Origin of the sequence: Roseibium marinum (genome assembly GCF_002906165.1) — a bacterium.
Lineage (GTDB): Bacteria > Pseudomonadota > Alphaproteobacteria > Rhizobiales > Stappiaceae > Roseibium > Roseibium marinum.
In genome coordinates, this window is record NZ_PPCN01000008.1 from 77,323 (window position 1) to 93,969 (window position 16,647).

At 62.1% G+C, this 16,647-nt stretch carries 13 protein-coding genes; 8 read left to right on the top strand and 5 right to left on the bottom strand.

Annotated elements, in window-relative coordinates:
• The first annotated feature begins 157 nt into the window (after positions 1–157).
• From CLV41_RS17490 to CLV41_RS17515, 6 genes are all read left to right on the top strand, one after another.
• On the top strand, positions 158–886 hold the full coding sequence (locus CLV41_RS17490) for a FadR/GntR family transcriptional regulator (RefSeq protein WP_103223719.1): 729 nt from the start codon (positions 158–160) through the stop codon (positions 884–886).
• A 192-nt stretch (positions 887–1,078) separates the two neighbouring features.
• On the top strand, positions 1,079–2,215 hold the full coding sequence (locus CLV41_RS17495) for a sugar ABC transporter substrate-binding protein (RefSeq protein ID WP_103223720.1): 1,137 nt from the start codon (positions 1,079–1,081) through the stop codon (positions 2,213–2,215).
• 271 nt (positions 2,216–2,486) lie between these two features.
• A complete protein-coding gene (locus CLV41_RS17500; RefSeq protein ID WP_103223721.1) occupies positions 2,487–4,010 on the top strand; it encodes a sugar ABC transporter ATP-binding protein in 1,524 nt (507 codons plus the stop codon).
• Between the two features lie 5 nt (positions 4,011–4,015).
• Entirely contained in the window at positions 4,016–5,056 is a 1,041-nt protein-coding gene (locus CLV41_RS17505) for an ABC transporter permease (protein ID WP_235867167.1), read from the top strand.
• A 25-nt stretch (positions 5,057–5,081) separates the two neighbouring features.
• The gene (locus CLV41_RS17510; protein WP_103223723.1) at positions 5,082–6,032 is read left to right on the top strand and encodes an ABC transporter permease; all 951 of its coding nucleotides are present in this window, start codon (positions 5,082–5,084) and stop codon (positions 6,030–6,032) included.
• 10 nt (positions 6,033–6,042) lie between these two features.
• Entirely contained in the window at positions 6,043–6,954 is a 912-nt protein-coding gene (locus CLV41_RS17515; RefSeq protein WP_103223724.1) for an SMP-30/gluconolactonase/LRE family protein, read from the top strand.
• Positions 6,955–7,062: 108 nt separating this feature from the next.
• On the opposite strand, the gene CLV41_RS17520 is transcribed toward CLV41_RS17515, so the two are convergent.
• The 5 genes from CLV41_RS17520 to CLV41_RS17540 form a co-directional block, all read right to left on the bottom strand.
• A complete protein-coding gene (locus CLV41_RS17520) occupies positions 7,063–7,845 on the bottom strand; it encodes a FadR/GntR family transcriptional regulator (RefSeq protein ID WP_103223725.1) in 783 nt (260 codons plus the stop codon).
• Positions 7,846–7,977: 132 nt separating this feature from the next.
• Positions 7,978–8,988: an ABC transporter ATP-binding protein gene (locus tag CLV41_RS17525; RefSeq protein ID WP_103223726.1), complete on the bottom strand. Its 1,011-nt coding sequence runs from the start codon at positions 8,986–8,988 to the stop codon at positions 7,978–7,980.
• Complete coding sequence (locus CLV41_RS17530; RefSeq protein WP_103223727.1) at positions 8,985–10,922, bottom strand: dipeptide/oligopeptide/nickel ABC transporter permease/ATP-binding protein; 1,938 nt, start codon at positions 10,920–10,922, stop codon at positions 8,985–8,987. The genes CLV41_RS17525 and CLV41_RS17530 overlap by 4 nt, the downstream gene beginning before the upstream one ends.
• A complete protein-coding gene (locus CLV41_RS17535; protein WP_103223728.1) occupies positions 10,922–11,866 on the bottom strand; it encodes an ABC transporter permease in 945 nt (314 codons plus the stop codon). The genes CLV41_RS17530 and CLV41_RS17535 overlap by 1 nt, the downstream gene beginning before the upstream one ends.
• Positions 11,867–12,228: 362 nt before the next feature.
• On the bottom strand, positions 12,229–13,788 hold the full coding sequence (locus CLV41_RS17540) for an ABC transporter substrate-binding protein (RefSeq protein WP_103223906.1): 1,560 nt from the start codon (positions 13,786–13,788) through the stop codon (positions 12,229–12,231).
• A 147-nt stretch (positions 13,789–13,935) separates the two neighbouring features.
• Between CLV41_RS17540 and CLV41_RS17545 the strand changes: the two genes are divergently transcribed.
• Both CLV41_RS17545 and CLV41_RS17550 read left to right on the top strand, forming a co-directional pair.
• The gene (locus CLV41_RS17545; protein ID WP_103223729.1) at positions 13,936–15,189 is read left to right on the top strand and encodes a Zn-dependent hydrolase; all 1,254 of its coding nucleotides are present in this window, start codon (positions 13,936–13,938) and stop codon (positions 15,187–15,189) included.
• 287 nt (positions 15,190–15,476) lie between these two features.
• Positions 15,477–16,625, top strand: coding sequence for an MFS transporter (locus CLV41_RS17550; protein WP_146048592.1), 1,149 nt, complete (start codon positions 15,477–15,479; stop codon positions 16,623–16,625).
• Positions 16,626–16,647 lie beyond the last annotated feature (22 nt).

Sequence of the window (16,647 nt, forward strand, 5' to 3'; positions counted from 1 at the left end):
TATAGCGATATTTCTGCCAATTTTAGGAATTGCATCGCAGCGTCCCGCAACCCAACCTCACCATTGACAGCCATAAAAACTCTCATTAGGACTTTCTTGGTCCAACAAATAAGAACTTGACCTTGCGAAACACTGAAAACGGATTTTGAGAACGGTAATGAGTGCAGAATTGGGCGGCGAACCCGGAAAGGCGGGCCCTGCAGGCGAATCCGCGGTCGACGCGGTCGTGCAGCAAATTCGCAACCTGATCGCGAGCTCCAAGCTGAAGGTCGGCGACCACCTGCCGACCGAGCGCGATCTGTGCGCGCAGTTCAATGCAAGCCGCAACACCGTCCGCGAGGCCATGCGTATCCTGAAGGCCTACGGACTGGTGGATGTACGCCCCAAGATCGGCGCAACCATCACCGACAACCGCATGACACGGGCGTTCGAGCTGTTCTCGTTCAATACCATGGAGATCTCCCGCAAGACCTTCAGCGACGTCCAGGCCTTCCGCAGCCTCATCGAAGTCGGCTCGGCGGACCTCTTTTTCGACCGGCTGCGGCAGGAGGATCTGGACGATCTTTCCGAAATCAACGCCAGTCTGGCCGAGAACCACGACCTGAACGAGGCGTCGGAAATCGACTTCGCTTTCCATGTGCGCCTGGTCTCGATCCTGGACAACCACGCCGTTCTCGATGTTTACGCGGTGATGAAACCCGTCATCCTGCGGATCATGCAGAAGGGCAAGACCCGCAGGACCTTCATGACCGAAACCTTCAGCGAGCATCAGGACGTCGTTGACGCGCTCGCGGCGCGCGACCGGCTGGCCTTTCAGTACCGTCTGCGCAGTCACCTGATGATTGGATTCCGGTTTTTCAGTGAGGAGATGGAGGAATCCGCCTGAAAAACCGTATGCCCGGAACCGAATACGGCAGGCCGGAAGCGCCGACCGGCCACAAGGGCACAGCAGGATCAACGGATGACCGGTCGAATTCGGCTGCTCATCCAGAAGTTGGTCGTTTCTGGAATGTTGGCGCATCCCGCGTTCGAATGAACGCAAGATGCTCTGGCAGGCGTATTAATGGGAGGAAGTGAAATGAAAACCTTGCTGAAACTGACGACAGCCGTATCGGCGTTCGTTCTGTCTGCGAATATGGCTCTGGCCGGACCGGAAGTGGTGTCCGGACCGGGCGCCGACCCGGAGTGCTTCGCACCCTGGTCCGAGACCACCAAGTTCTTCAAGTGGGACGCCAAACCGGCGCCTTACCGGATCGCGGTGGTCAACGGCTTCGTCGGCAATACCTGGCGCATCCAGATGATCAAGACGGCAAAGGCCTATGCCGAGGATCCCTCGATCAAGGACAAGATCAAGGAATTCAAGGTCGTCTCGACCGGCACGGATGCGCCCGCCCAGCTCGGCGCCATCGAGGACTTCATCAACCAGGGCTATGACGCCATCATCACCATTGCCGTCTCCCCGGAGGGTTTCGACCGCGTGATCCGGCTGGCCGACAAGAACAATGTGGTGATCGTTCCCTTCGACAACGTGCTCGACACGGACAAGGTGATGCAGGTCAACGAAGACCAGCTCGCCATGGGCCGTGCCTATTCCACGCATGTTCTGAAAGAGCTTGCGGCCATCGGCAAGACCTCCGGCAAGGTGCTTGAGGTCCGCGGGCTGGCCGGCAACTCCGTCGACCGCGACCGTTCGATCGGCATCAACGAGGTGCTTGATGAATCCGGCGGCAACTGGGAACGTGTTTCAGTGGTCGGCAACTGGGATGACGGAACCGCCCAGAAGGTGGTGGCCGATGCCATTGCCGTGCATGGCGAATTCGACGCCGTTCTGGCCCAGGGCGGCACCACCGGCGTGGTCCAGGCGCTGCTCGATGCGGAACATCCGATGATCCCGGTGTCCGGGGAAGCTGAAAACGGCTTCCGCAAACTGATGGCCGAAAATTCGGATAAAGGCCTGAAGGGCATTTCCATCGGCCAGTCTCCGGGGCTCGTGGCGATCTCCATGAAGGCGGCCATTTCCGCGCTTGAAGGCAATGTCATGCCGCAGCTCATTTCCGTGCCGCTGCCGATGGCGACATATGACGAGCTGGAGGACGGCAAGAACTACTGGTCCGACCTGCCCGACAACTTCTTCACGGTCAACGAGTTCCCGCCCTGCGGCGTGAACATCTCCGGTCCTGCGATCATGTCGCAGTCGGAAGAAGACGTGAAATAACACTCAGGCCATTGCTGGAGCAGTTCCGGTCTTGTCACCGGGACTGCTTTCTTAGGGTACGGACCCATAAGATTATGGGACCGGCTCCCGGAACGGAACCGGTCACCTTTTCTGTCTTCATGCCGACGACATGAAAGCAGTTTGAACCAGATCTACGGATGCAAAGTCGAAACCGGTTGACCGTCCGGAAGTCGATCGTTTCAAAGTGTTAGAGCACCTTGTCCACGTTCACTTGAACGCAGGGCGCTCCAGACCCGGCGGGCCTAAACGCATGACCGAAGCCATAGTCGAATACCGCGGCATTTCGAAGTTCTTTGCCGGGATCCGCGCCCTGGAAGGTGTTGATTTCAAATGCCGGCCCGGATCCATTCACGCCATTCTGGGCGAAAACGGAGCCGGCAAGTCCACAATGATCAAGATCATGTCGGGTGTGCTGCAACCCGATGAGGGCACGATCCTGCTTGAGGGCGGACCGGTAACATTTCCCTCTCCGCAAGCCGCCAACGATGCCGGGATCGTCTGCATGTTCCAGGAACTCTCGTTGGTACCGGATCTTTCGGTGGCCGATAACATTTCCATCTCCCACCCGCCGCGCCGCTTCGGCCTGATCGACAGGCGGGCGCAGGTCCGGCGCGCCGAAGACCTTCTTGCCCGGGTCCGCTGCGAGGATATCGATCCGAACGCCCTTGTCCGCGAACTGTCTCTGTCCCGCCGGCAAATGGTGGAAATCGCCAAGGCACTGGGCCGCGACCCCAAGGTGCTCATTCTCGACGAAGCGACGTCCGCCCTGACCACCCGTGACGTCCAGACCGTCTATGATCTCCTGGGCGATCTCCGGGACAAGGGCGTGGCCAGCCTCTTCATCTCCCACCGGATGCATGAGGTGGACGCCCTTTGCGACACCCTGTCCGTTTTCCGCAACGGACAGCACATCGAGACCTTCGCCAAGGGCGAACGAAGCGAAGGCGAGATCGTGCGCCTGATGATCGGCCGGGACGTGGAGGCCCAATTCCCCCCCAAACCACCGCTGCCGCCCGCGGGGCTGCGCGAGCCCCCGCTTCTCAGCGTGAAGGGGCTGAAATGGGGCAAACGTCTCAACGGTGTCGATCTTGCCGTCGGACGCGGCGAAATTGTCGGCCTCGGCGGACTGGACGGCCAGGGACAGAAGGAACTTCTGCTGGCGCTTTTCGGAGTGCTGCGCGATGTGGAAGGTGACGTCCTCATCGGAAACGCAAAGGGCATCCCCTCCTCGCCCGCCGCCGCCAAGTCCGCGGCAACGCGCCTGGCCCTCGTGCCGGAGGACCGCAAGACCGAGGGGCTGATGCTCGGCATGTCGATCGCGGACAATCTTCTGGCCGCCAGCTTTGCGAACATTTCCAGCGGTCCGTTCATCAACCCGAAAAAGGCTCGGGCGGAAATCAGCGCCGGAATTTCAAAACTGCAGATCAAGGCCGGATCTCCGGCGGATCCCGTCATGACGCTGTCCGGCGGCAACCAGCAGAAGGTGGTGATCGCCAAATGGCTGATGATCGATCCGGACGTCATCCTGCTCAACGACCCCACGCGCGGCATCGATGTCGGCACCAAACAGGAGATCTACAAACTCATGCGCAGCCTCGCGAACGATGGCAAGGCGATCCTCTTCTACTCGTCGGACTACGCGGAACTGATCGGCTGTTGCGACCGGGTCTCGGTCCTTTACGCCGGCCGCGTCGTCAGCGAGCAGGAAGGTGACGCGATCTCCGAGGAAAGCCTGGTCGCGGCCTCGCTCAACATCGGGATCGAGGCAGCATGATGCGAATGGTTTCCGTAAAACGCGGGGTGTCGCAGAACCTGGGATTTGCCATCGCGGTCCTGTTGTTGCTTGCCCTCTATCTCACCTACAACATGATGCACCCGCGCGGCTTTTCCTCCGCCGTGGCCATACAGAATTCCAACGAGACCGTCGCCATAGCCTTCGTCGCGATGGCGCAGACCCTGCCGGTTCTGCTTGGCGGGCTGGATCTTTCCGTCGGCGCGGTGATGACCCTGACCAACTGCGTCGCCTCTGAATTCCTGCACGGCTCGCCGGCACAGATCCTGCTCGGCATGGGCCTCACTCTGCTCACGGGCACGTTGTTCGGGCTGATGAACGGCTGCATCGTCGTCTATGGCCGCATCCAGCCGATCATCGCGACGCTCGCGACAGGCGCCATCGCCATAGGTCTTGCGCTGTTGATCAGGCCGGAACCCGGCGGTAACGTGGATGGCGACCTGGGCTGGGCACTCACCAATTCGGTCTGGGATTTTGCCGACACCTACGGGCTCGCACAGGGTGGCGATGCCTGGTGGCTGCGCCCCTTCGCCGACATCCCGGTACCCTTCCTGCTGGTGGTCTTCGTCGCGATTGTCGTCTGGGTGCCATTCCGCCGCTCGGTCACCGGACGCACGGTCTACGCCATCGGTTCGGCGGAAGGAGCGGCCTATATGTCCGGTCTGCCTATCAACCGGGCCAAGATCGCCGCCTTCACGCTGGGCGGTTTTCTCGCGGCCTGCGGCGGCCTTTACCTTGCCATCCAGACCTCGTCCGGCAACGCGGATATCCAGCAGGCGGGCGCCTACACGCTGAATTCCATCGCCGCCGTGGTTCTGGGCGGCACGTCCCTGCTGGGCGGCACGGGCGGTGCCATCGGCAGCCTCGTGGGCGCGATGATCCTGCGCGTGATTTCGTTCTACTTCCGGATTCTCGACATCGACCCGCTGCTGCAGCCGCTGATCGAGGGTCTCGTCCTTCTCGCAGCCGTGTCCTTCGGAGCGTTCCGCACACTGAGGGTGAAGAACCAGCTCGATCTCTTCAGGTAGCCTGTTCATGAGGAAATGACCCAGAATGCGCATGTCTATTTCTACTGAAAACCGGCCGATCGTCATCGCCTCGCTCTTCATCGTGGTCATCCTGATCGCCGGAACGGCCTATACACTTTCGACCACCGGAACCGCGCCGCTTCTGTCCGCGAATTATCTTCTGCAGCAATTGCAGACCGGGTCGTTTCTCGGCATCTGCGCCGCGGGCATGATGATGGTCATCCTGCTGGGGCATATCGACCTTTCCATTCCCTGGACGCTGACCGCCGCGGCCATGACGGCAACGGCGGTCGGCGGCGACCTTGCCCTGCCGACCGCTCTTGCCGTCGGGGTCGCGGTCGGACTGCTGAACGGCTTCGGCGTCGCCTATCTGCGCATTCCCTCGATGATCTTCACTCTGGGCGTAGACACGGTTCTGCGCGGCCTGATGGTCGCCCAGACCGGTGGCTTTGCGCCGCAGGACAAGGCAACGCCGCTGATGCTGTTTCTCGCCAAGGACAAGATTGTCGGCATCCCGGCCGCGATCGTCGTCTGGGGCGTGGTTTCGCTCATCATCATGCTCGTGCTGGCACGAACCGGCTTCGGCCGCTCGATCTACGCCACCGGGTCGCGCGAGCGCGCGGCCTATCTTTCCGGCATCCGCACCCGTTCGGTCATCATCGGTGCCTTCGTGGCCTCCAGCCTGTGCGCCGCTACCGCCGGCGTGCTACTGGCCGGATATTCCGCCAAGGCCTACCAGGGCATGGGCAACGCCTTCCTTCTGCCCTCCATCGCCGCTGTCGTCCTCGGCGGCACGCATATTCTCGGCGGCAAGGGCCGCTACATCGGTACGCTGATCGGCGTCATTCTTATCGTGCTGCTCAATTCCGTGCTGTCGATCATGCAGATGCCGGAAGCGGGGCGGCAGATCATTTACGGCAGCGTGATCATCGGTATGCTGCTGGTCTACGGACGCAATCAGCGCGTCACGTCTTGAGGGAGGCATCATGAGCGGCGACAACTACGACATCCGCGACGACCGGTTTGCCGGATTGATTCACAAGAACGCCGGGCTGGATACGCTCTGGACAGGCGGCCGCTGGACGGAAGGTCCCGCCTATTTAGCGGCCGGTCGATATCTTGTCTGGTCGGACATTCCCAACGACCGGATCATGCGCTGGGACGAGATGAACGGCGCCATCGCCACCTTCGAACAGCCCTGCCGCAATCACAACGGTCACTGCGTCGACGGTCTCGGCCGGCTGGTCGCCTGCGAGCACCGGGGCCGCTGTGTCAGCCGCTACGAGGTCGACGGCTCGAAGACGGTCCTTGCCGACAGCTTCAACGGCAAGCGCTTCAATTCCCCGAACGACGTCGTCGTGAAATCGGACGGCTCGGTCTGGTTCACCGACCCCTCCTACGGCATCGACAGCGACTATGAAGGCGATGCCGCGCCAATGGAGCAGGACGGACGGCACGTCTACCGCATCGGCCTCGACGGACACATCAGCCGGGTCATCGACGACCTGAAACAGCCCAACGGTCTGGCCTTCACCCCGGAAGAGGATTTCCTCTATGTCTCCGACACCGGCCGGACCCATTTCCCCGGCTGCGCGCCGAAGATACGCCGCTATCCGGTCGGCCCCAACGGCACCGTGGTGGGCGAAGGCGAGGATTTTGTATTCTGCGACAGCGGTCTTTTCGACGGCTTCCGCGTCGATACAAGCGGCAATATCTGGTCCTCCGCCGGCGACGGCGTCCACTGCTTCGCGCCCGACGGCACCTTGCTCGGCAAGATCCCGATCGACGAGGTCGTCGCCAACCTCTGCTTCGGCGGCCCGAAACGCAACCGCCTCTTCATCTGCGCAACGACCTCGATCCGGGCGATTTACGTCAGGGCGCGAGGGGCGACGCTATGAGTTTCTTTTTATGAACACGGTCTTCACTGTGCTGCGCAACGATGTCGAAGAAATTCAGAAGGTTGCAGGCAACGGAGATTGAACGGCCGGCTGGTCTGAAGCTTCACGTCACGATGGGCTGCTTTGCTGCCTTCCTCCCCGGGTGCGCATTGCCGCCCGTTCCAGCATGTATTTTTCCGCCTCGAACATGTGACCGCGCATGATCATGCGGCTGAGTTCCGCATCGCCCGCCTTGATCGCCCTCAGAAGGCGGACCTGATAATGCAGGCCGGTTTCCCTGAGCCCCGGGTTCGGCTCCTTGTAGATCGACCGGCACACGGTCATGTCGCGCAGCAGGCTGAGCAGGAAAGAACAGGTGAAAGCCAGGATCGGATTGGAGCAGTGCCGGGCAAGTTCCTCGTGGAAATCGAGTTCCGCGAGCCGCTGGGCGTATTCTTCCTCTGCCGTTTTCGGCTCGTCCTCGTAAAGGCGGATACAGGTCTGCAGCGACTGGAATGCCGGCTCCGTCAGATTGCCCGCCACGCATGCGGCCAACTCCGGTTCCAGTTGCTTGCGCAGCGTATAGATGTCGGTGATCGACGGCTGATCGAACAGGAAGAGATTATCCAGCAGCCGGATCGCTTCCCCCGGTTCCACCGAAGCCACAAAGACCCCGCCGCCCGGTCCGCTCTTGGTCGAGATCAGCCCCTGGTATTCCAGCACCTTCAGCGCCTCGCGCAAGGTGCCGCGCGAAACCTTGACGGCCTCCGGCGACAGCCATTCCTGTGGTACCCGGTCTCCCGGCTGAAGACCCTCCTCGACGATCTGCTCGCGGATCTGCAGGGCGGTGAGATCAGTCCGCCGCAGACGTTTCCTGGTTTTCGGGTCGCTGGCGCCCTCTGGAATTCTCATGGCCGGATAAACTGCTAATCCTTTTAAAGGTCATGCGGCGTTCAATCGGAACCGATTGCGCGCCCGAAAGTTGATCGATCTTAAAGTGTTGGAGCATCCTGTCTTCAATTGAACGCAGAATGTTCCAAATGCCTATGCCCGTGGCAACGGATGATGGCAAGCCGCGAAGTGGTTCGCGCCCTCCCCCCGCGCCTCGTCCGGCGCCGGCCTCACGGAATGACAGAGTTCCGTTTTTCGCGCACATCTTGCCGCGAAGGCGCAGCCGGGAGGCGGATTGTAGGGATCGGGCAATTCCGCCGCCGCATCCTCGGACAGGAGATCGTGCCGGCCGGGCGCCGGCGCGGAACGCATAAGAAGGTCCGTATAGGGATGCAGCGGATGTCTGAAGATTTCCTTCGCCGGGCCAAGTTCCGCCATGCGTCCGAAATACATCACCGCCACCCGGTCGCTGACGCTTTCGACCACCGACAGGTCGTGGCTGATGAAGATGTAGGTCAACCCGAACTGTTCCTTCAGGGCATCCAGAAGGTTCAACACCTGCGCCTGAACGGATACGTCCAGGGCGGAGACCGGCTCGTCCAGCACGATCAGTTCGGGCCCTGCCGCCAGCGCCCGGGCAATGCCGATGCGCTGCGCCTGACCGCCGGAAAACTCGTGCGGATAGCGCTCCAGGAATTCCGGTGCCAGGTTGACCGCCTCCAGTAGTTCCTGAAGACGCTTTTCCCGTCCCCGCGCATCGAGACCGCTCAAATGTTTCAGCGGCGCTTCCAGGATCGTACGGATCGTCTTGCGCGGATTGAGCGAGGCGACCGGGTCCTGAAAGACATATTGAACCTTGCGGGCAAGCGCCTTGCGGTTCCTTTTGGCAAGGCCGGCAAGATCCTCGCCGTCAAAGGTTATCGTCCCGGATGTCGGCAGATCGAGCCCGACCACCAGCCGTGCGAGCGTGGACTTGCCACAGCCGGATTCCCCGACCACGCCAAGGGTCTCCCCCCTGCGCACATTCAGCGTCAGCCCCTGAACGGCATGGACCGCAGGCTTGTCCCCGCCGAACAGTTTGCGTCCGCCGCCGAATACCCGCTCGACATCTTCAATGCCCAGCAAGGTGTCGCCTTCGGACTGTCTTGCACTCACCACGCTCATGCGGTTCCCTCCGTATTGAGCGGATAAAGGCAGCGCACGCCGCGTTCTTCGGACGACATGACCAGCGCGATATCGCCGGATCGGCACTCGGGTTTGACGCGCTGGCAACGGTCGGCGAAGGCGCATCCGTCGGGCAGGTTGTTGACGACGGGAGGCCGCCCCTCGATCGCGTCCAGCCGCCTCTCGGGCTCGCCCAGCACGGGAACGCATTCGATCAGCTTTGCCGTATAGGGATGTTGCGGTCTGGCGAGCACCTCACCCGTCCTGCCGGTCTCCACGATCCGCCCGGCATACATCACCGCCACCCGGTCGCAGAGCGCGGAAACGACGCCGAAATCGTGGGTGATGAACAGGATTGCCGCATTGCGTTCGCGGCGCAGGCCGTTCATCAGCGTCAGGATCTGCGATTGCACGGTGACATCCAGCGCCGTGGTCGGCTCGTCGGCAATCAGCACCTTCGCGTCATTGGCGAGCGCCATGGCGATACAGACACGCTGGCGCATGCCCCCGGACAACTCGTGAGGATAGGCGGACAGCCGCTCCTTCGCATTGGGAATGCGCACCAGCGACAACAGCTCGATGGCCCTCTTTTTCACCTCGGCCGAAGACAAGGGCTGATGCGTGCCGATCGCCTCCTTGATCTGCTCCCCGACGGTGAACAGCGGATGCAGGGTCGAGAGCGGGTCCTGAAACACATAGGCGACCGCGCCGCCGCGCAGCTTGCGGATACGCCTGTCGCTGACCGCGAACAGATCCTCACCGTCGAGATAGGCCGCCCCGCCCGCGATCCTCCCCGGCGGGGTCGGCACCAGTCCCATGATCGACATGGCGGTGACGGATTTGCCCGATCCGGATTCGCCGACAATCCCCAGACACTCGCCCTCAGCGAGATTGAGATCGACGCCACCGACGGCCTTGTAGACCGAGCCGCCGATCTCAAACTCCGTCCTCATGTCCCTGACATCCAGCACGCCGCCCTTTTCGGAAGGGGGCGGAACGGGCGTATCACCGCGTTCCACCGCCGTGCGGGAAACCGGGCGGGTCAGGGAGCCTGCGCGCAGGCGCGGATCGAGAACATCGCGCACCCCGTCGCCGAAGAGATTGATGCTCATCACCAGCGCGAAGATCATCAGGCCGGGAATGACCGAAACATGCGGCGCGGTGAACAGGATCTTGCGCCCTTCCCCCAGCATCGAGCCGAGATCGGCCTGCGGCGGCTGGGCACCCAACCCCAGAAAGGACAGACCGGCCGTTTCCAGGATCATCCAGCCGACGGTGGTCGACATGGTGATCACGATGACCGGCAGGACATTGGGCAGGACTTCGATGAACAGGATCTGCGCGGGCGACTTGCCCGACAGCCGGGCCGCGTCGACGAATTCCCGGCGCGACAGGCCGAGCGTGATGCCGCGGATGTTACGGGCAAAGAACGGAATGTTGACCAGCGCGATGGCGTAAAGCGCGTTGAGCAGCCCCGGCCCGAGCACGGCAACGATGGCCAGCGCCAGCAGGATATAGGGAAAGGCCATGACCATATCGATGCCGCGCATGATCAAGGTATCCACCCGCCCGCCGGCATATCCGGCGATCAGCCCCAGCAGCGACCCGAAAAAGGCGGCGATGAAGGTCGCCGACAGGCCGACCGCCAACGAAACCCGCGTCCCCCAGATCAGCCGGGAGAGGAGATCCCGGCCGAGATGATCGGTGCCCAGAAGGTGGCCGTCGCTGAAGACCGGCAGCAGCCGGTCCACCGGGGCCGTCACGTCCGGATTGGCCAGCGGCAGCAAGGGCGCGGCGAGCGCGATCAGGCAGATCGCGGCGAGCACGACCAACCCGCCCGTCGCCAGGGTGTTGTTCAAGAGAAGAGCCAGCGTTCCCGGCCGGGCGGATGACCGTTTGGATTTCGCGGCCGCCGATTGAGCCGTGTCCGTCATCAGCGCAGCCTCGGGTCGAGAAGGGTCTGCACCACATCGGCAAGCAGATTGAAGAGCACATAGGTGGCGGCGACGACCAGCACTCCGCCCTGCACCAGAAGCAGATCGCGCGTGGAAATGGCGGTCACCAGCATCGAACCGATGCCCGGCCACTGGAAAACCGTCTCGATATAGACCGCCCCGCCGATCACGAAACCGGCCTGAATGCCGATCACGGGCACCACGCCGACCAGCGCCGACTTGAAGGCGTGCTTGTAGATCACCTTGCGCTCGGAGAGCCCCTTGGCGCGCGCCGTGCGGATATAGTCCTGCCGCAGCACCTCCAGCATGGCGGTGCGGGTCAGGCGCGCGATCACGCCGGTCGCGACCACCGACAGGGTCAGCGCGGGCAGCGTCAGGTGATGAATGAGATCCGGCAGATCGCCGCCGCCATAAATTGCATACATGCCGGAGGCGGGAAACAGGCGCAGGTTGACCGCGAAGATCAGGATCAGGATCAGGCCGAGCCAGAAAGACGGCGTCGAAATGCCGATCAGCACCAGCAGTGTGATGACCTTGTCCGCCCAGCCATATTGGCGTACGGCCGAAACGATCCCGGCGAGCAATCCGAAAATCGAACACAGGACAAGCGAGGTCCCGGCGAGGATGAGCGTTGCCGAAAAGCGCTCCAGAACCTCGTCCAGCACCGGCCGGTTGAGCGTATAGGAGCGGCCGAGGTCGCCCTGGAAGAGGTTGCCGATCCAGATGACATATTGCTCGAACAGGGTCTTGTCGAGACCGAGATCCCTGTTCAGCTTGGCGACATTCTCGGGCGTCGCATAGGAGCCGAGAATGGCGGTCGCCGGATCGCCCGGGATCATCGCCATGATCAGGAAGACGATGATGGTCAGGCCGAACAGCACCGGAATGGCGGCCAGCAGGCGCCTGGCGATATAGCCAGCCATTGGTCTCTCCCTCTTTCACGCAGAGCTGCCCCAAAGGACTTCGAACCGAGGTTCATGCTCCGCTCGCCTCTCCCGAGGAGGATCATTACAGCACCTGCAACGGCATCATCGCCGTGTCAGGCCCGTGTGAGGCTTTCGCCCCTTACGCTTCCCCGGCCTTGAGCCGGGGTCTCGTGGCAGGTCCCGGCTCAAGGCCGGGACGGCGCGGAATATGGAGTTCTCGATCGCTCCATGAACCGCAATATGAGCAGGACCAGGACCATTCCCGAAGGAGAATCCGCTTGCGCCGAACTCGCCCTGCGTGCCCGGCGCAAATTCCAGTATCCCGGCGGACCCAAATCCGCCGGGACCGTGTTTTCAGCCTACTGGGGCTTCTTGACGTCCTGGAGCATCAGGAAGAAGGAGGGCTGCAGTTTGAAACCTTCGACAGAGGCCTTGGTGACGGCATTCTGTTTCCAGTTGGCAACGAACACCCACGGGGCGTCTTCCTGCACGATTTCCTGCATTTCCTTGTAGAGCGCGGCACGTTCGTCCTGGTCGGTGACCTGACGGGCCTTTTCCAGAAGCTCATCCACCTTGGCGTTGGAGTAATAGCCGGAGTTGAACCCGCCCTTGTCGGGCATCGCTTCGGTGCGCAGCGCCAGGAACGGCAGCGTGTCCGGATCGTTGGTCATCCAGGCCATTTCCGCCATAGCTGCCTTGCCTTCCAGACCCGGGTTCACCTTGCCGAGGAAAGTGTTCCACTCGTAGGTCTCGATCTTGACGTTCATGCCGACCGCCTGAAGATCGGCCTGAATGGCCGTTCCCATGGCAACCGGATCGAGCATGCCGGAGCCGCCTTCGGTCACGTAGAAGGTGATTTCCTCACCGTTGTAACCGGCTTCCTTGAGCAGTTCCTTGGCCTTTTCCGGATCATAGGGATAAGGCTCCAGGCCTTCGTTATAGGCCCAGGCGAACGCCGGAGGTGTGGGGCCTGCTGCAACTTCAGCCGTGCCCTGCAGGATGTTTTCCACCAGCGCCTTCTTGTTGATGGCGTAGTTGGCGGCCTGACGGGCGGCCTTGTTGTTGAAGGGCGCTTCCTTGGCATTTAGGATCAGGAACCAGACGTGAGGTCCGGCCTGCTCCAGCACCGTGAAGCTTTCGTCCGACTTGAACTGCTGCAGGCTGTCGGGCGGCACCTCGACCATGACATCCAGACCACCGGACAGCATTTCGGCAATCCGCGTATTGGCATCGGTGATCGGCCGGAAGATCAGCGCTTCCAGATCCGGAGCCCCGTCCCAGTAGTCCTCGTTCCTGACGGCAACCATCTTGGCATTCGCGTCCCATTCGCCGAACTTGTAGGCGCCCGTGCCGGACGGATTACGGCCGAAATCCTTGCCGTGCTGTTTGACCGCTTCCGGCGAGACGATCAGGCCGGTCGGATAGGCAAGGTTGGACAGGAACGGCGCGTAAGGCGCGCTGAGCTTGAAGGTTACCGTCGTCTCGTCATCCGCGACGACCTCCTCGACCGTGGAGAAGAAGAAGGACAGCGGGAAGGGTCCCGTATCGTGGTAGGGATGATCCTCTTTCAACATGCGGTCGAAGTTGAATTTGACCGCCTCGGCGTTGAACGGCGACCCGTCGTGGAAAGTCACGCCTTCGCGCAACTTGAATGTATAGGACTTGCCGTCGTCGGAGATCGTCCAGCTCTCGGCGAGCGACGGTTCGACTTCCAGCGTACCGTCCTTGTAGCGGACCAGCCCGTCGTAAAGATTCACCAGAATGCGGAAATCGTTCACGGCGGTTACCGCCTGCGGATCGAGCGACTTCGGCTCCGCGATCTGGCCGATGACCAGCACATTGGGCGGAGTTTGCGCCTGCGCCTGGGGCGCGAAGGCGAGAAAGACCGCAGCGAACGCCGCGGCTAGGACTTTTTTCATGACCATTCCCCTCGTTGTGTTCTGCGAACTAATTAATCATGATTAATTGCGAAGCCGCAATAATTATTTAATACTAATTTCAGCCTGAGGGTGGCGACCCCAGTGCCAGAAAAACGCTTAAGCGCTGAATCAACGGGAGGAATCCGGATGCCACTGCCTCGAGTCCGCATCGATCTGGAGCGGCTGAAATCGCTCCTGGAAGGGGTCAACCGCTTCGGCTTCGCCCCTCGGACAGGCGGCTATAACCGGCCCGGCTTCTCGCGCGAAGACACAGACTGCCGGTCCTGGTTCGCGGCCAGGATGCGTGAAGAGGGCCTGACCGTCTGGACCGACGGCGCGCTCAACGTGTTCGGCCGGTTCGGCCCTGAAGACGGTCCCTGCATCATGGCTGGATCTCACCTGGACACGGTCGTCAACGGCGGGGCGTATGACGGCTCCCTCGGGGCCTGCGTGGCGCTGGAATGTGTTCTCGCCATGAAGGACGCCGGGATCGAGCCTGCCACCGCTGTCGAAATCGCCGCCACTTCCGAAGAAGAAGGCCGCTTCGGCGGCATGCTCGGCTCCCAGGCGATCACCGGACAGGTCACACGGGAATGGATTGCCCGGGCCGTGGACGCGGAAGGCAATCGCCTGAGCGAGGTCCTTGAAACCCATGACCTCGATGCCGGCACCGTTCTAGCCGCCGCCCGGCGGCCTGGCTCGATCGCAGCCTTTCTCGAACTTCATATCGAGCAGGGCCCAATTCTGGAACAGGAACAGGTCCCGATCGGTATCGCCGACCGGGTCTCCGGCATCTGCTACCTGGAACTGGACTTCAAGGGCACGGCGAACCATTCCGGCACCACACCCATGAACCTGCGCGCCGACGCCTTTGCCGGCCTTGCGGACGTGGCGCATTCGATCCCGCACCTGATCGAGGCCCACGGCACCGATCAGAGCCGGATCACCATCGGCCATGTTGCCCTCACCCCCAACCAGCCCCACACCATTCCCGGCCGGGCCGTCTTTTCGGTAATCATTCGCGACACCTCCGAAGAGGTGATGCGTATCCTGTGCAAAAATATGACACTGAATGCCGAAGCCACTGCAAAAAAGCACAAGCTTGAATTGACCGCCACCGAACGGAGCTGGATCTCCCCTGCCCTGCTCGATCCGCATGTTGCCGATCTTCTCGAAGTTGTTGCCGCTCGGCATGGACTGCCCGCCAGGCGCATGCCGTCCGGTGCCGGACACGATGCCCAGACGATGCAGGCATTTTGCCCGTCCGGCCTGATCTTCGTCCCGAGCCGCGGCGGCATCAGCCACGCACCGGAAGAACACAGCAACTGGCAGGACATCGAAAAAGGCGCCAACCTGATGCTCCAGGCCCTGATCGAACTTTGCCGGGCGAAACCGGATTGAAAACACCGCGTGAGAAGTTCTAGGCGGCTCCTGGGTTTTTCGCGCCCCTCAGAGCGTGGTTCGAGGCATTCGCTGTCGGCAATTCTGCCGCGCAGGCCTGCCGGTACGGGGCGCACGAAAACGCGGAAGCGCAAGTCCCTCCCGACTGGTCTCAACCTGCTTGTTGTTTTTGAGCTTTTTCCGTCTTATGCAGGTTTCTCAAGGTTGTTGTCCTGTTCAGGCAGTTCCGAACCGCATTTCAGACCATATTCCGGAGGTGTCGTTTGTCGCAGGCGAAGCGAATTTGTTTGATCTTTTTCCTCCAGCCAATCGCCTTTGGAGCCTGGTTTCCGCATATTCCCGGCATTCAGACCAGCCTCGGCCTCTCGAACGGCGCCCTGGCGATCGCCCTCGCCGGTATGCCGGTGGGGACGCTCACCGCGCTTCTCTTCGCGGGCCGGCTGGCCGACTGGCTCGGCGCCCGGCGGCTCACGCTTCTGGTCTACCCGCTTTTCCTCACGGCAATGCTGCTGCCCTTTCTGGCGCCTTCGCAGTTGGTTCTGATGGCTTCGCTTGCTCTGGTCGGCGGGTCGATGTCCATACTTGAACTCGGCCTGAACGTGCTTGCCGACGACTACGAGACCCGCACCCGCCACAAGATCATGAGCAAGGCGCATGGCCTTTGGAGTTTCGGGTTGCTGGCCGGCACGCTGATCGGCTCCCTCGTCGCGGGATACGCGCTGGAGCCGTTTTACGTCGGCCTCGGCATTGCTATCCTCGTGCAGGCAGCCGCGGCAACCGTCATTTTGCCCTTGCCGGCTTCCGTGGCGGAAAAACCCGCAACGGCGCGGCGAAGCGGCTTCAGGCTGCCGCATCCCGTATTGCTCGGCGTCTGCTTCTTCACCTTCGGCACGACACTCGTCGAAGGGGCTGTCGCGGACTGGGCCGCCATTTTCCTGCGCGACGCCTTCACCGCCACCCCCGGCATCGCGGGCCTCGGCGTCTCCGTCTTCATCCTGACCGCCGCTGTGACGCGGCTTTCCGGAGACCGCCTGCGCCAGAAAATATCCGCCGGCCGGCTGGCCCAATGCCTCGCCCTCATCGGTCTCCTCGGCCTTGCCGTCGTCTGGATGGCCCCAGCCATACCGGCTGCCATGGCGGGCCTGTCGGTCCTCGGCATCGGCGCCGCCCTCGCCTTCCCGCTCGGCGTCACCGCCGCCTCGGCCGCCCCGGGAACCAGCCCGGCCTCGAATGTCGCGATCCTGTCCTTCATCGCTCTCATGGGCTTCCTCGCCGGACCGCTGGCAATCGGCGCGCTCGCCGATCTCACCGACATCAGAACCGGCCTCATGCTCCTTGCGCCGATGCTGTGTCTCAGCTTCCTGCTGGCGCCGTTTCTGACCAGGGCGGGCGAGCGTGCGACGGCAGCAACAATTGCAGCTGCAGGGACACGGTAGAATAATCGACAGACGGAGGAAT

Coding starts and splice junctions, on each gene's coding strand:
- CLV41_RS17510 (WP_103223723.1), top strand. CDS start 5,082: ATGCGCATGTCTATTTCTACTGAAAACCGGCCGATCGTCATCGCCTCG.
- CLV41_RS17540 (WP_103223906.1), bottom strand. CDS start 13,788: ATGAAAAAAGTCCTAGCCGCGGCGTTCGCTGCGGTCTTTCTCGCCTTC.
- CLV41_RS17535 (WP_103223728.1), bottom strand. CDS start 11,866: ATGGCTGGCTATATCGCCAGGCGCCTGCTGGCCGCCATTCCGGTGCTG.
- CLV41_RS17545 (WP_103223729.1), top strand. CDS start 13,936: ATGCCACTGCCTCGAGTCCGCATCGATCTGGAGCGGCTGAAATCGCTC.
- CLV41_RS17520 (WP_103223725.1), bottom strand. CDS start 7,845: ATGAGAATTCCAGAGGGCGCCAGCGACCCGAAAACCAGGAAACGTCTG.
- CLV41_RS17515 (WP_103223724.1), top strand. CDS start 6,043: ATGAGCGGCGACAACTACGACATCCGCGACGACCGGTTTGCCGGATTG.
- CLV41_RS17530 (WP_103223727.1), bottom strand. CDS start 10,922: ATGACGGACACGGCTCAATCGGCGGCCGCGAAATCCAAACGGTCATCC.
- CLV41_RS17490 (WP_103223719.1), top strand. CDS start 158: ATGAGTGCAGAATTGGGCGGCGAACCCGGAAAGGCGGGCCCTGCAGGC.
- CLV41_RS17500 (WP_103223721.1), top strand. CDS start 2,487: ATGACCGAAGCCATAGTCGAATACCGCGGCATTTCGAAGTTCTTTGCC.
- CLV41_RS17505 (WP_235867167.1), top strand. CDS start 4,016: ATGGTTTCCGTAAAACGCGGGGTGTCGCAGAACCTGGGATTTGCCATC.
- CLV41_RS17495 (WP_103223720.1), top strand. CDS start 1,079: ATGAAAACCTTGCTGAAACTGACGACAGCCGTATCGGCGTTCGTTCTG.
- CLV41_RS17525 (WP_103223726.1), bottom strand. CDS start 8,988: ATGAGCGTGGTGAGTGCAAGACAGTCCGAAGGCGACACCTTGCTGGGC.